The 13,340-nt window shown below is 59.2% G+C and carries 14 protein-coding genes and 1 pseudogene; 9 read left to right on the top strand and 6 right to left on the bottom strand.

All coding sequences use genetic code 11. The features are described 5' to 3' along the window. Nucleotides 1-164 precede the first annotated feature (164 nt). Nucleotides 165-1,052, top strand: a complete 888-nt coding sequence (rhtA, locus tag QRN31_RS05440) for a threonine/homoserine exporter RhtA (protein WP_285430662.1) — start codon at nt 165-167, stop codon at nt 1,050-1,052. 168 nt (nt 1,053-1,220) lie between these two features. After that, complete coding sequence (locus QRN31_RS05435) at nt 1,221-1,502, top strand: hypothetical protein (protein ID WP_222587803.1); 282 nt, start codon at nt 1,221-1,223, stop codon at nt 1,500-1,502. Here the strand turns inward: QRN31_RS05435 and QRN31_RS05430 are convergent. Beyond that, nucleotides 1,489-2,061: a TetR/AcrR family transcriptional regulator gene (locus QRN31_RS05430; protein WP_259152103.1), complete on the bottom strand. Its 573-nt coding sequence runs from the start codon at nt 2,059-2,061 to the stop codon at nt 1,489-1,491. The genes QRN31_RS05435 and QRN31_RS05430 overlap by 14 nt on opposite strands. A 92-nt stretch (nt 2,062-2,153) precedes the next feature. Between QRN31_RS05430 and QRN31_RS05425 the strand changes: the two genes are divergently transcribed. Both QRN31_RS05425 and QRN31_RS05420 read left to right on the top strand, forming a co-directional pair. Next, nucleotides 2,154-2,882 carry an SDR family oxidoreductase gene (locus tag QRN31_RS05425; RefSeq protein WP_090186249.1) on the top strand — a complete coding sequence of 243 codons (729 nt, stop codon included), beginning with the start codon at nt 2,154-2,156 and terminating at the stop codon, nt 2,880-2,882. A gap of 36 nt (nt 2,883-2,918) precedes the next feature. Next, complete coding sequence (locus tag QRN31_RS05420; RefSeq protein ID WP_285430661.1) at nt 2,919-3,509, top strand: 2-hydroxychromene-2-carboxylate isomerase; 591 nt, start codon at nt 2,919-2,921, stop codon at nt 3,507-3,509. A 46-nt stretch (nt 3,510-3,555) separates the two neighbouring features. On the opposite strand, the gene QRN31_RS05415 is transcribed toward QRN31_RS05420, so the two are convergent. From QRN31_RS05415 to QRN31_RS05400, 4 genes are all read right to left on the bottom strand, one after another. Beyond that, on the bottom strand, nt 3,556-5,364 hold the full coding sequence (locus QRN31_RS05415) for an aminopeptidase P family protein (RefSeq protein ID WP_285430660.1): 1,809 nt from the start codon (nt 5,362-5,364) through the stop codon (nt 3,556-3,558). A gap of 66 nt (nt 5,365-5,430) precedes the next feature. After that, nucleotides 5,431-6,588: a cysteine desulfurase family protein gene (locus QRN31_RS05410; RefSeq protein WP_285430659.1), complete on the bottom strand. Its 1,158-nt coding sequence runs from the start codon at nt 6,586-6,588 to the stop codon at nt 5,431-5,433. 204 nt (nt 6,589-6,792) lie between these two features. Next, on the bottom strand, nt 6,793-7,407 hold the full coding sequence (locus QRN31_RS05405; protein ID WP_285430658.1) for a LysE family translocator: 615 nt from the start codon (nt 7,405-7,407) through the stop codon (nt 6,793-6,795). A gap of 101 nt (nt 7,408-7,508) precedes the next feature. After that, complete coding sequence (locus QRN31_RS05400; protein WP_285430657.1) at nt 7,509-7,778, bottom strand: hypothetical protein; 270 nt, start codon at nt 7,776-7,778, stop codon at nt 7,509-7,511. A 401-nt stretch (nt 7,779-8,179) separates the two neighbouring features. Here QRN31_RS05400 and msuE point away from each other — a divergent pair, with 401 nt between their 5' ends. The 4 genes from msuE to QRN31_RS05380 all read left to right on the top strand — a co-directional run bounded on the left by msuE (nt 8,180) and on the right by QRN31_RS05380 (nt 12,372). Further along, nucleotides 8,180-8,743 (top strand): FMN reductase, encoded by a 564-nt coding sequence (gene msuE / locus QRN31_RS05395; RefSeq protein WP_285430656.1) that lies wholly within the window; start codon nt 8,180-8,182, stop codon nt 8,741-8,743. Between the two features lie 10 nt (nt 8,744-8,753). Next, nucleotides 8,754-9,899 carry an FMNH2-dependent alkanesulfonate monooxygenase gene (ssuD, locus tag QRN31_RS05390; protein ID WP_285430655.1) on the top strand — a complete coding sequence of 382 codons (1,146 nt, stop codon included), beginning with the start codon at nt 8,754-8,756 and terminating at the stop codon, nt 9,897-9,899. Between the two features lie 157 nt (nt 9,900-10,056). Next, nucleotides 10,057-11,244 carry an acyl-CoA dehydrogenase family protein gene (locus QRN31_RS05385; RefSeq protein ID WP_285430653.1) on the top strand — a complete coding sequence of 396 codons (1,188 nt, stop codon included), beginning with the start codon at nt 10,057-10,059 and terminating at the stop codon, nt 11,242-11,244. Nucleotides 11,245-11,268: 24 nt separating this feature from the next. Beyond that, nucleotides 11,269-12,372, top strand: a complete 1,104-nt coding sequence (locus QRN31_RS05380; RefSeq protein ID WP_222587813.1) for a sigma-54 interaction domain-containing protein — start codon at nt 11,269-11,271, stop codon at nt 12,370-12,372. A gap of 101 nt (nt 12,373-12,473) precedes the next feature. Here the strand turns inward: QRN31_RS05380 and QRN31_RS05375 are convergent. Then, nucleotides 12,474-12,608: pseudogene (locus tag QRN31_RS05375) on the bottom strand (MetQ/NlpA family ABC transporter substrate-binding protein); the annotation flags it as partial. A gap of 210 nt (nt 12,609-12,818) precedes the next feature. Here QRN31_RS05375 and QRN31_RS05370 point away from each other — a divergent pair. After that, on the top strand, nt 12,819-13,277 hold the full coding sequence (locus QRN31_RS05370) for a VOC family protein (RefSeq protein WP_285430652.1): 459 nt from the start codon (nt 12,819-12,821) through the stop codon (nt 13,275-13,277). Nucleotides 13,278-13,340 lie beyond the last annotated feature (63 nt).

Genomic DNA, 13,340 nt, shown 5'->3' with positions numbered 1-13,340 from the left:
TGGGGCGAATTATAGACTTCCAGAATCTGCCGTCAACACCTATTTATGCTTTTCTGTCAGGATCGTCGAAATCATTGCTTATATATAGACGCGCCCCTCGCGAATGCGCAGTATATTGCCCAACGCACGTTACTCCCCCTCACTCCTTCGGACGATGCCACGCAATGAATGACCAGCCTCGCAGCTTTGCTTCGACCCTGTTCTCGGTCGGGCTGCTATTAATAGCCATGGCATCTATCCAGTCCGGAGCCTCGCTGGCCAAGAGCATGTTCCCTATAATCGGCGCTCAAGGGACTACGACCCTGCGGCTGATCTTCGCCAGCCTGATCATGATTATTTTGCTGCGCCCATGGCGGGCAAAGCTCACCGCAAAATCCCTGCGCACTGTCGTCGTCTACGGCATGGCATTGGGCGGCATGAACTTCCTCTTCTATATGTCCTTACGCACCGTCCCCCTGGGTATTGCGGTCGCACTGGAATTCACCGGGCCGCTGGCGGTGGCAATCTATGCCTCACGCCGTGCGATCGACTTCTTATGGATAGCCCTGGCAGCCGTCGGCTTGCTGCTATTGATACCAACAGGTGCAACGGCCGCGGGAATTGATCTCATGGGCGCCGCCTATGCCTTGGGCGCAGGCGCCTGCTGGGCGCTTTACATCCTGTTCGGCCAGAAAGCCGGTGCTGACAACGGCGTGCAGACCGCAGCGTTGGGCGTGATGATCGCCGCATTGTTCGTCGCCCCTATCGGTATCGTCCATGCCGGGGCTGCCCTGTTGACGCCATCACTGATCCCCGTGGCCATCGGCGTCGCCATTCTGTCGACCGCCCTGCCCTACACACTGGAGATGGTCGCGCTGACCCGAATGCCAGCCCGGACTTTTGGCACACTGATGAGCATTGAACCTGCATTCGGCGCCCTGTCAGGTCTGCTGTTCCTCCATGAATACCTGTCACTGTCACAGTGGATGGCCATCATGTGCATCATTCTGGCGTCTGTCGGTGCGACCATGACCATGGGCAGCGCTGCCAAGCCTGCGGTCGCCGCAGATTGATGCAGGTTTTGACGCGGGTCTGGTATTTGCCGCTCAATTAGGCCATGTTTAGGCCCGCAACCCAGTGCCAGGCATGGATTTTTCAGGATAGGGATATCAGAACGCTTAAAGTGAAAGCGAATGCAGCCAGACTCGGACACAAGATCCGGGAACGCTATAAGGACAGCAATGAAACGAATTTTGTTACTGATCGCCGTACTCGCAGTGGCGGGCTGTGCGGCGACGTCGAAAACCCAAGTCAAGCATGGCAAGAAAGGGCTTCATATCAACTGTTCCGGGCTATCCTCGTCCTGGGACAAGTGTTACACCAGCGCCGCCAACTCGTGTGCGCCCAAGGGCTACAAGGTCATTGCCAAGTCCGGGGACGCCGTGGAAGAGCCTGGCGATTATCCATTCGGCCTCAACCCTGCCGGTTATACCAGCCGTAGCATGATCGTCATTTGCAAATAGGTTGATGCCGCCCGGCAATCTGGCGGCCAATCTCATCGTGACTGGACTGCAGCACGGTACGTTGAATATCCGTCGAGGCCAGCATTCGCGCCACGACCAGCGCACCGACGCATTGCGACAGAATGGCCCACGCAAGACTGTCGCTTTGCAGGATCTTCGCCCAACTCTCCTGCAACCGACAAATCCAGACCTGCGCCTCCTCGCGCACAAGAACATCTGATCGGGCGATCTCGGCCCCCAAGGTCGGTAAAGCGCAACCGGATTCAGGATGTTCGACATGGGCCATGCTCAGGTATTGCTTCAAGCAACGCTCGAGCTTGTCGCAGTCCTGGTCAGCGCCTAATCGCTCCAGACTCTGACTCAGTTCACGCTCGACGATGGACGCGAACAACTGGTCCTTGGACGTAAAGTGGCTATAGAAAGCTGCCCCACTCAAGCCAATCGCCTTCATCAAGCCATCCACGCCCACGGTCGAAAATCCGGCCTTCTTCGCCGACACCGCGCTGCTCTGCAATAGCTTTTCTTTAGTTTCCAGCTTGTGATTGGCCGAGTAACGCATTGCCTTGCCCTCAGGTTTGATCGCCTTGACGCCTACCAAATCGTAGCATAACGTTCGTTCAGTTAACGATCGTTCATCAAAGGGATCAACCCATGAATAACAAGAAGGTCGTACTGGTTGTCGGCGCGGGTGATGCTACTGGCGGCGCCATTGCCAAGCGTTTTGCGCAGGAAGGCTACATTGCCTGCGTCACGCGCCGCAGCGCAGACAAACTCCAGCCGTTGGTCGATGCGATCAAGGCTAATGGCGGCGACGCGCACGGGTTCGCCTGCGATGCACGCAAGGAAGAGGATGTGATTGCACTGGTCGAGGAGATCGAAACCCGCATTGGCCCCATTGAAGCGTTCGTTTTCAATATCGGCGCCAACGTGCCGTGCAGCATCCTCGAAGAAACCGCTCGCAAGTATTTCAAGATCTGGGAAATGGCCTGCTTCTCAGGTTTCCTCAATGCACGTGAAGTCGCCAAGCGGATGGCCAAACGGCAACGAGGTACGATCCTGTTCACCGGTGCCACCGCCGGTATGCGTGGCGCCGCCGGCTTTGCCGCTTTTGCCGGCGCCAAGCATGGCATTCGCGCACTGGCCCAAAGCATGGCCCGCGAACTGGGACCGATGAACATCCACGTTGCTCATGTCGTGGTCGACGGCGCCATCGATACGGACTTCATTCGCGAAAGTTTTCCAGAGAAGTACGCGACCAAGGACGAGGATGGCATCCTCAATCCCGAGCACATCGCCGAAAATTATTGGTATCTGCACAGCCAGCCTCGGGACGCCTGGACGTTCGAGCTGGATCTGCGCCCCTGGAATGAACGCTGGTAAGCCCTCCCCTACAACAATAAGCAGAGCGCACCGACCATGAGCAAAACCGTGGAGTTCTTTTTCGATCTGGGTAGCCCCGCCACCTACCTGGCATACACCCAACTGCCGAAAATCTGCGAGCAGACCAACAGTCAGCTGATCTACAAGCCGATGCTGCTGGGTGGTGTGTTCAAAGCCACCGGCAACGCCTCACCGGCAACCATTGCGGCCAAGGGTCGCTACATGTTTGAGGACCTGGACCGTTACGCCAAACGCTACGGCGTACCTTTGAAGTTCACCGCTGAATTCCCCATCAATACCCTGATGCTCATGCGCGCCGTCATGGGTATGCAGATGCGCCATCCCGAGCGCTTTCCGGCGTTTATCGATTGCCTATTCCACGCGCTATGGGTTGAGGGGCGTAACCTCAATGATCCGGCGACTGTCGCGGCCGTGCTAACGCAAAATGGCTTCGACGCAAACCAGGTACTGGCTCTCACCACCGATGAGGAAGTCAAAGCCGCTCTAAAGGACAACACCGAGAAAGCAGTCCAACGAGGCGTGTTTGGCGCACCGAGCATGTTTGTCGGTGACCAGATGTTCTTTGGTCAGGATCGGCTGGACTTCATCCTTGAAGCCCTGAGTTAACTCCCGATAATCAGGCGCCCGCGAAAGGGCGCCTGAACGGCTGCGATCAAATAGCCGCGGTACGCGTGTTCAACCACTCAAGGGCCGCGCCTTCAAGCAACGGACTCAAGCGCTCGCGCACTTCGGCATGGTAAGCGTTGAACCACTGCTTTTCGTCTGGCGTCAGCAGCGAAGGCTCCAGGCAGCGAGTGTCGATCGGGCACAGGGTCAGGGTTTCGAATTTCAGAAACTCGCCGAATTCGCTTTTGCCGGCTTCGCGATTCAACACCAGGTTCTCGATCCGCACCCCCCAACGACCCGGACGGTAAGTGCCTGGCTCGATGGAGGTGATCATGCCCGGCTGCATTGCGGTTTGCGGCGCTGCAGCGGCCTGATAGGCGATGACCTGAGGACCTTCATGCACGTTAAGGAAATAGCCGACGCCATGACCGGTGCCGTGACCGTAATCAACGCTTTCAGCCCAGATCGGCGCACGGGCAATCGAATCGAGCAACGGCGAGAGAATGCCACGCGGGAATTGCGCGCGGGACAGCGCAATCACGCCTTTGAGTACCCGAGTGCAGTCGCGTTTCTGTTCGGCGGTCGGCGTACCGACCGGCACCATCCGCGTGATATCCGTGGTGCCACCCAGGTATTGACCGCCGGAGTCGATCAGCAACAAGCCGTCACCCTCGATCACCGCATGTTCTTCTTCGGTGGCGTGGTAGTGCGGCATCGCACCGTTGGCGTTGAACGCGGCAATGGTGTTGAAGCTCAGTGACACATATCCCGGACGGCGAGTACGCGCAGCCGTCAGGTGTTCATCGATGGTCAACTCGGTGATGCGCTCACGCCCCAACGCCGTGTCCAGCCAGGCGAAGAATTCGCACAGCGCTGCACCGTCCTGTTCCATGGCCTGGCGAATGTGCTCGGCATCGGCCAGGCTTTTCTGCGACTTGGCCAGGGTGGTCGGGTTCAGGCCTTCGACCAGTTTCACGCCACTGTTCAGGTTATCCAGCAAACCGGTAGTCACCCGCGCCGGATCGACTTGCAGGCTCGCGCCGCTCGGCACGGCGCTCAAGGCAGCCGCCACTTCGCTGTAGTCGCGCAGGGTCACGCCGTCCTGCTCAAGGACCGCGCGCAGTTCGGCATCAACCTTGCTCAGGGCCACAAACAGGGTGGCCTGCTCCTGGCTGATCAAGGCAAAGGAAACGAACACCGGGTTGAACGACACGTCGCCGCCGCGCAGGTTGAACAACCAGGCGATGTCGTCGAGGGTAGCGATGAAGTGCCAATCAGCGCCGCGATCTTTCAGGACCTCACGCAATTTCGCGAGTTTTTCACCACGGCTGACAGTCGCCTGAGGTGGCAAGTGTTGATAAATCGGCTCGTTCGGCAGTGTTGGACGGTCGCGCCAGACTTCGTTCAACAGGTCGATGTCGGTGCGCAGGCGAGCGCCGCGTTCTTCGAGCTTGCCACCCAGCGTACGCGCCGAAGCCACGGCCATCACCGCACCGTCCACCGCGACCACGCCACCTTCAGGGGTTTGTTCGGCCAGCCAGTCCAGCGGGCTGGGTTGACCCGGCTGCAGCTTGACCAGCTCGATGCCGCTGCCCTTGAGTTCCTTGGTCGCTTGCTCCCAGTAACGGCTGTCGGCCCACACGCCGGCAAAGTCCGGTGTCACGATCAGCGTGCCGACCGAGCCATGAAAGCCCGACAACCACTGCCGCCCTTGCCAATAGCCCGGCAGGTATTCCGACAAGTGCGGATCGGCCGACGGCACCAGCAGAGCATGAATGCCCTCCCGGCTCATCAGTTCACGGGTTTGCGCCAGGCGTTCGGGCACCGATCCATTGATCGAAGGCTGCGTACTCATCATGTCTCCTGCTCATCACTGCATCATTATTGTTGAGTGCCGATCAAACGCCGGCACTTTCAGGCCCTACTGCCAAAATGCCGGAGCACTGGCGCAGGCCGCTTTAATCAGTTGTGCCGCCAGGTCGACGTCCTGGTCGGAAGTGAACCGGCCGAGACTCAGGCGAATGGTGCGGCCGGCCGCGCGGGCATCATGTCCCAGCGCCAACAGCACATGGGACGGAGCATTGCTGGCCGAGTTGCAGGCCGAGGTCGCGGAAAACGCGATCGATTGGCTCAACGCCGCGGAATTGAACTCGCCTTCGTTGAAGGTCAGGCTCAGGGTATGGGGAATGCGCTGGGTCGGGCTGCCATTCAGACGAACGCCGGGAATGCTCAGCAGCTGATCAAGCAGGCGCTCGCGCAGCCGCACGATCTTGGCCTGCTCATCTTCGAACGAGGCGCCCGCCAACGCGAATGCAACGCCCATGGCTGCGATCTGGTGAGTCGCCAAGGTGCCGGAGCGCAAACCGCCCTCGTGACCGCCGCCGTGAATCTGCGCCTGCAAGCGCTGCTGCGCGCGAGGGCCGACATACAGCGCGCCGATGCCTTTGGGGCCATAGAGCTTGTGCGCCGAAAACGACATCAGGTCCACCGGCAACCGAGCCAGATCGATCGCCACTTTACCCGCGCCCTGAGCTGCATCGACATGAAACAACGCATCGCGATCACGCACCACCTGGCCGATGGCGGCGATGTCGTTGACCGTGCCCAACTCGTTGTTGACCAGCATCAGCGACACCAGAAAGGTGTCTTCGCGCATCGCTTCGCTGACCGCTAGCGGGGTAATCAGCCCTTCGGCGTCCGGCACCAGATAGGTCACGGCGACGCCAGCGTCTTGCAGCTGTTTCGCCGTGTCGAGAATCGCCTTGTGTTCAATCTGGCTGGTGATGATGTGGCCGCCGGACACGCCGCGCGCCTGGGCCACGCCCTTGAGTGCAAGGTTGTTGGATTCGGTCGCACCGGAAGTCCAGACGATCTGCTCGGCCTGGGCACCCACCAATTCGGCGACCTGGTGACGCGCGTGCTCGACCGTTTGCCGGGCCTGTTGGCCGAATGCATGGGAGCTGGACGCCGGGTTGCCGAAATTGCCGTTGAAACCCAGGCAATCGACCATGACCTTGATGACCCGCTCATCCACCGGCGTGGTGGCGGCGTAGTCGAAATACAGAGGACGTTTATTCATATAAGACTCGCAGAGCGTGTTCCGGGATCAGGAAGCTCGTCACTGAAACGCCAAAGCGCAGCCTTGTGAGCTGCGCTGATATTTCAGGGCTTTAGAAATACCTGATCGGAGGCCGTTAAAGAAGAACAACTTCATTTAAAAGTGCGTAGGAACGCTCCTGAAGTTGAGCTTAACAGGCATCGGGCAACCGGTTGAAGCAATGCGTCAGCTAAAGCCTTCAATCAACAAAGGATACAGCGAAGCCACCAACAGCAAGGCCATGCCCCAGTTGAACAGCCGCAACCAGCGGCGATCCTTCAACACGTTGCGCAACAACGTGCCACACCCGGCCCAGACACTGACACTCGGCAAGTTGATCAAGGCGAACACCGCCGCAATCACGATCACGTTGGTGAAATAACCCTGCATCGGCGTGTAGGTGCTGATGGCACCGATGGCCATGATCCAGGCCTTGGGGTTGACCCATTGGAATGCCGCTGCGCCAAGATAGCTGATCGGCTTGCTCTCGCCCTTTTCACTCTCCGAGACCGGCCCGGAATGGGCGATCTTCCATGCCAGGTACAGCAAATACGCGGCACCGACGTAACGCAAAATCGTATAGAGCAACGGATAGGTTTGAAAGACTGCACCCAGGCCAAAGCCGACCGCCACGACGAGCACAAAGAAACCGCAGGTAATGCCCAGCATGTGCGGAATGGTGCGGTTAAAGCCGAAGTTCACACCGGATGCCAGCAACATGGTGTTGTTGGGGCCAGGCGTAATCGAGGTGACAAGTGCAAACAGGGCGAAACCCAGTAGCAGATCGAATGAGAGGGTCATGAGCGGCAGTCCGTCAGGGTCAGTCAGAGGTTGACCCTATCGCACGCCCCGAGGGAAACCCACGGACAGTTAGGTAAAACTTCGAGCGGTACAGTTTTCGATCAGCTTGGGCGACCGTGAAGCTGTACAACACGCCCGGCGTTCATTTCGCCTTGTTTGTCGAAACTGAACGACTTTTGTGGCTGGCCGAGCAATTGAGCTTTTTTCGCGTGGTATTCCTCAAAGGACAGACCTCGACGGTTCAGGTCTTCCAATGCCAATTCTTTGGTTTCTTCCGCGGTGTACGGACGCAATTCTGGTGAAACATGGCTGGCACATCCGGCGAGAACGGAGACTGCGAGCATCAAGAAAGTGGCGATCAGAGGTTTCATGTTTGGCGTCCTGGCATCTGGGTTCGGGGCAATGAACACAGGCTACCCGCCGCCCTCGAAGGGCAGAAATCAACGCTCTCGATAGTGGCTATCGACTTTGACTAATGTCAGTCAACTCAAGCAATTAATATACCCAAAGGATCTATAAATATTAATTTAAGGTCTTTTGAGGAATAACGATCAACCTTTATAAACAACCTCAGTGCCAACACAACTGTTGTCCACGCAACTGTTTGTCAGGCAACAGCGTTTCAACAAACAGCCTCGCCAATTGAACAGTGCCTGTGGCTCAACACGCTGCAAGCCGCGGAAAACGGGGCTTTGAAGGATTGGTACAGCTCTTGCTCAAGCCCTGTGACTACTCACTGCTCGCTGAGCAACTGTTTAAAAAGGAACTGATCATGTCGCGCCCATTGAAAGTCGTTGCCCTCTCCGGCGGAACCTGGCGTCCGTCCCGCACCCTGGTGCTGACTCACGCCCTGTTGGCGGAGTTGGCCGAGCATTTGCCGATCGAGAGCAAGCTCATCGAACTGGGCGACATCGCCCGACCACTGGGTGCCGCCCTGTCGCGTCAGGAACTGAGCGCCGAGATCGAAGCCGAGCTGCAAGCCATCGAGAGCGCCGACCTGCTGATCGTCGCCGCGCCGGTGTATCGCGGCTCCTACCCTGGCCTGCTCAAGCACCTCTTCGACCTGATCGATCTCAATGCGCTGATCGACACTCCCGTGCTGCTGGCCGCCACCGGTGGCAGCGAGCGTCATGCGCTGATGCTCGATCATCAATTGCGGCCACTGTTCAGTTTCTTCCAGGCCTTGACCTTGCCGATTGGCGTCTACGCCACCGAAGCCGACTTCTCCAATTACCAAATAACCAGTGAGCCCTTGAAGGCCCGCATTCGCCTTGCTGCAGAACGCGCCGCGCCGTTGTTTGGCGTGCACCCTAAAAATCTGCTGAAAATCGCTTAAGGATTTCTTCATGGATGTTTTCTGGTTTTTGCCGACCCACGGCGACGGTCATTACCTGGGCACGACCCAGGGCGCCCGCCCGGTCACTCTCAACTACCTCAAACAAGTGGCACAGGCCGCTGACAGCCTCGGTTACCACGGCGTACTGATTCCGACCGGGCGTTCCTGCGAAGATTCGTGGGTGATTGCCTCGGCGTTGGTGCCGCTGACTGAACGCCTGCGTTATCTGGTGGCTATCCGTCCGGGGATCATTTCGCCAACGGTTTCGGCGCGCATGGCCGCCACGCTGGATCGATTGTCCAATGGCCGCTTGCTGATCAACGTCGTGACCGGCGGCGATCCCGATGAAAACCGCGGTGACGGGATCTTCCTCGATCACAGCGAGCGCTATGAAGTGACCGACGAGTTCCTGCAGATCTGGCGCCGCGTGCTGCAAGGCGAATCAGTCGATTTCGAAGGCAAACACCTGCAAGTGCAGAACGCCAAGGCGTTGTATCCGCCGGTGCAAAAACCGTATCCACCGCTGTATTTCGGCGGCTCTTCCGAAGCGGCCCATGAACTCGCCGCCGAGCAGGTCGATGTCTACCTGACCTGGGGTGAGCCGCCGGCCGCCGTGGCGGAAAAAATCGCTGATGTGCGTGAACGGGCTGCCCGAAACGGCCGCACGGTGAAATTCGGCATTCGCTTGCACGTGATCGTTCGCGAGACGGCCGAGGATGCCTGGAAAGCCGCCGACAAACTGATCGAGCACATCAGCGACGAGACCATCGCCGCCGCGCAGAAGTCCTTTTCGCGTTTCGACTCCGAAGGCCAGCGACGCATGGCAGCGCTGCATGACGGGCGTCGTGACAACCTGGAAATCGCACCCAACCTGTGGGCCGGTGTCGGCCTGGTGCGTGGCGGTGCCGGGACTGCGCTGGTGGGCGATCCGCAGCAAGTGGCGGCACGGATCAAGGAATACGCGGACCTGGGCATCGAGAGTTTTATCTTCTCCGGTTACCCGCACCTCGAAGAGGCGTATCGCTTTGCCGAGCTGGTGTTCCCGCTGCTGCCTGAGCCGTACGCGAGCCTGGCAGGGCGTGGCGTCACCAACCTCACCGGGCCGTTTGGCGAAATGATCGCCAATGACGTACTGCCCACCAAAGCCACGGCCTGAAAACCTTTCCTTGGCTTGATCGTTCCCACGCTCTGCGTGGGAATGCCTCTAAGGACGCTCCACGTCCAGTGACGCGGAGCGTCACGGGCTGCATTCCCACGCAGAGCGTGGGAACGATCAGAACGGGATCTGTGTCGACTTTTATGAGGAATCCCGCGTGACTGCCAAGCCGCATAGCGCCCTGTTATCCCCCTTGCAGACCGCCCGCCACCTGGCCGCCGGATTTGCCCTGACCGCTGTCGAGCGCGACGAGCGTGGCGGCACGCCCAAGGCCGAGCGTGACGCGCTGCGCCACAGCGGTCTCCTCGCGTTAAGCATTCCCACCCAATACGGCGGCCTTGGCGCCAGCTGGAGTGACACCCTGAGCATCGTGCGCGAGTTCGCCAAGGTCGACAGCTCGATTGCCCATGTCTTTGGTTTTCATCACTTGATGCTCGCCACCGTGCGCCTGTTCGCCAAGCCCGAACAGTGGCAACCCTGGTTCGAGCAGACGGCGCGCAAAAACTGGTTCTGGGGCAACGCCCTCAACCCGCTGGACACCCGCACCGTGGTGAAAAACCTCGGCGGCTGGCGTGAGTTTTCCGGCAAGAAAAGTTTCTGCTCCGGCGCCAGCGATTCAGAAATGCTGATCGCCTCGGCGGTGGATGAAAACGCCGGCGGCAAGCTGTTGATCGCCGCGATTCCCAGCGGTCGTAGCGGCATTACCTTGCACAACGATTGGAACAACATGGGCCAGCGCCAGACCGACAGCGGCAGCGCGACGTTCGAACGGGTGCGGGTCGAGGAATCGGAATTACTGCTCGACCCCGGCCCCCTGAGTACACCGTTTGCCTGCCTGCGGCCGTTGATTGCCCAACTGACGTTCACCCATATGTTCCTCGGCATCGCCGAAGGCGCCTTCGAAGAAGCGCGGCAATACACCCTGACCGAAACCCGTGCGTGGCACAAATCCAGTGCACAGGATGTGCGTCAGGATCCTTATGTCCTCGGTCACTACGGTGAGTTCTGGGTCGCCCTCGAAGGCGTTCGCTTGCTGGTCGAGCGCGCTGCCGAATTGCTCGACAAGGCGTGGGCAAGAGGCACGAACCTGAGCGCCGAAGAGCGCGGACATTTGGCCACCGCCATCGCCACCGCCAAGGTCGCGGCAACGCGCAACGGCCTGGACATCTGTAGCCGGTTGTTCGAAGTCACCGGCGCACGCTCGACTCACGCTTCCCTGCGACTGGACCGTCACTGGCGCAACCTGCGCACGCAAACCCTGCACGATCCGGTGGATTACAAACTCCATGAACTAGGCGACTGGGCGTTGAACCAGTCCCTGCCGATCCCGACTTTCTATTCATAGCCTTCCATTGCTGGAGCCTGCCCAATGCAACTTCTGACCCTACCGCCCTCGCCCGCTCTGGCCACTTCGATCCGCGCTACCGCACAGGTGTTCGAAGACCCAAAATCCCAGGCCTTGCTCGCGCACATTCAACAAGTCGCGCCGAGTGAAGCCAGCGTGCTGATTATCGGCGAAACCGGCACCGGAAAGGAGTTGGTGGCGCGGCATATCCACAACCTCAGCGCCCGCCGCAACCGACCGTTCGTGGCGGTGAACTGCGGCGCGTTCTCTGAATCCCTGGTGGAAGCTGAGCTGTTCGGCCATGAGAAAGGTGCGTTCACCGGCGCGCTGAGCGCCAAAGCCGGCTGGTTCGAAGAGGCCGACGGCGGCACTTTGTTCCTCGACGAAATCGGCGATCTGCCGATGGCGATCCAGGTCAAATTGCTGCGGGTGTTGCAGGAGCGCGAAGTGGTGCGCCTGGGTTCGCGCAAGAGCATCCCCATCGACGTACGGGTGCTGGCGGCGACCAACGTGCAGCTGGAAAAAGCCATCAACGCCGGGCATTTTCGCGAGGACCTGTACTACCGCCTCGACGTCGTCAGCCTGGAGCTGAGCCCACTGCGCGACCGCCCCGGCGACATCCTGCCGCTGACCCGACATTTCGTCGAAGCCTACAGTCAGCGCCTCGGCTACGGCACCGTTACCATCAGCAAAGAAGCCGAACTGAAGCTGCGCAGCTACAGTTGGCCAGGCAATATCCGCGAACTGGAAAACGTCATTCATCACACCCTGCTGATCTGCCGCAACGGCGTGATCGAACGCGATGACCTGCGCCTGTCGAACATGCGTATCGAGCGTCAGGACGATTACCACACCAACGTCGACGACTCACCGGAAGCCTTGCTCGACCGGGCCTTTCAAAAGCTCTTCGAGCAACAGGCTGGTGCGCTGCACGAGAAAGTCGAAGACGCCTTGTTGCGAGCTGCCTATCGCTTCAGCCATTACAATCAGGTGCACACCGCCGCCCTGCTCGGCTTGAGCCGCAACGTCACGCGCACGCGCCTGATCAAGATCGGCGAGCTGGCGGTAAACAAGCGCAGGCCTACGGAAAACGTGCAGGGTGAACGCTTGATGCAGTTGTCGATTTAGCTCACTGGCTGCAATTGGGGTGAGGTACTGGAGGCCGGGGGATTTGTGAACGCCACAGATTCAGTGTGGGAGCGGGCTTGCCCGCGAAAGGGCCCGACCGGTCAATAAAGACTTAGAACCCCCGGTGCAATCTGCCCCTTGTAGCGAGTCAAAATGAACTGCCGAACCTCATCCGAATTCAATGCCTTGGCCAGCTTCTGCAAGCCCGGGTTATTGATGTTGTCGGGCCGCGCCACATAAACGGCAGACCCGTTCACCCCGTACTCTCGGGGGTTTTGTCGATTAAAAATGGATAAAGCCGAGCAATTTGCTGCTGCGCTGTTGATGGCCGGACAGTGGTGCTGCTCGTCGGGCACTCGGTGACGCAAAAAGGGCTGACCTATAGTTATCCGACCGGAAATCGGCGAAGGAACACCTTCAATTCACAACAACAAGGGAGAACCGTCATGAGCGTAAAACCCATTCCAGAGGGCTATCACAGCATCACGCCTTACCTGGGCATTCAGAAAGCGGCCGAAGCCATCGAGTTCTACAAGAAGGCTTTTGGTGCGACCGAAGTCATGCGCCTGACCATGCCGGATGGCGGCATCGGGCATGCCGAGCTGAGGATTGGCGATTGCCCGATCATGCTCGGCACGCCGTGCGATCAGGGGCCGTTGAGCAACCCGGACAAGTCGCCGTCCGTGGGGCTGCATCTGTATGTGAACGACGTGGACAAGTCCTATAAACAGGCGATTGCGGCCGGTGGCACGGTGGTGTCCGAGGTCAAGGATCAGTTTTATGGCGATCGCTCGGGGACCTTGAAAGATCCCTATGGGCATCTGTGGTTTCTGGCCACGCGCAAGGAGGATTTGACCCAGGCGCAGATTGAGCAGCGGGCCAAAGAGATGTTCAAGCAGGGCTGAGATTTCCGCTGCCTGATCAGGCCTCATCGCGGGCAAGCCCGCTCCCACATGGGCAGGCGTACA

Source organism: Pseudomonas sp. fls2-241-R2A-110 (assembly GCF_030209165.1).
Lineage (GTDB): Bacteria > Pseudomonadota > Gammaproteobacteria > Pseudomonadales > Pseudomonadaceae > Aquipseudomonas.
The sequence above is the reverse complement of the archived record's forward strand: the minus strand, read 5'-3'. Positions and strand labels throughout refer to the sequence as shown.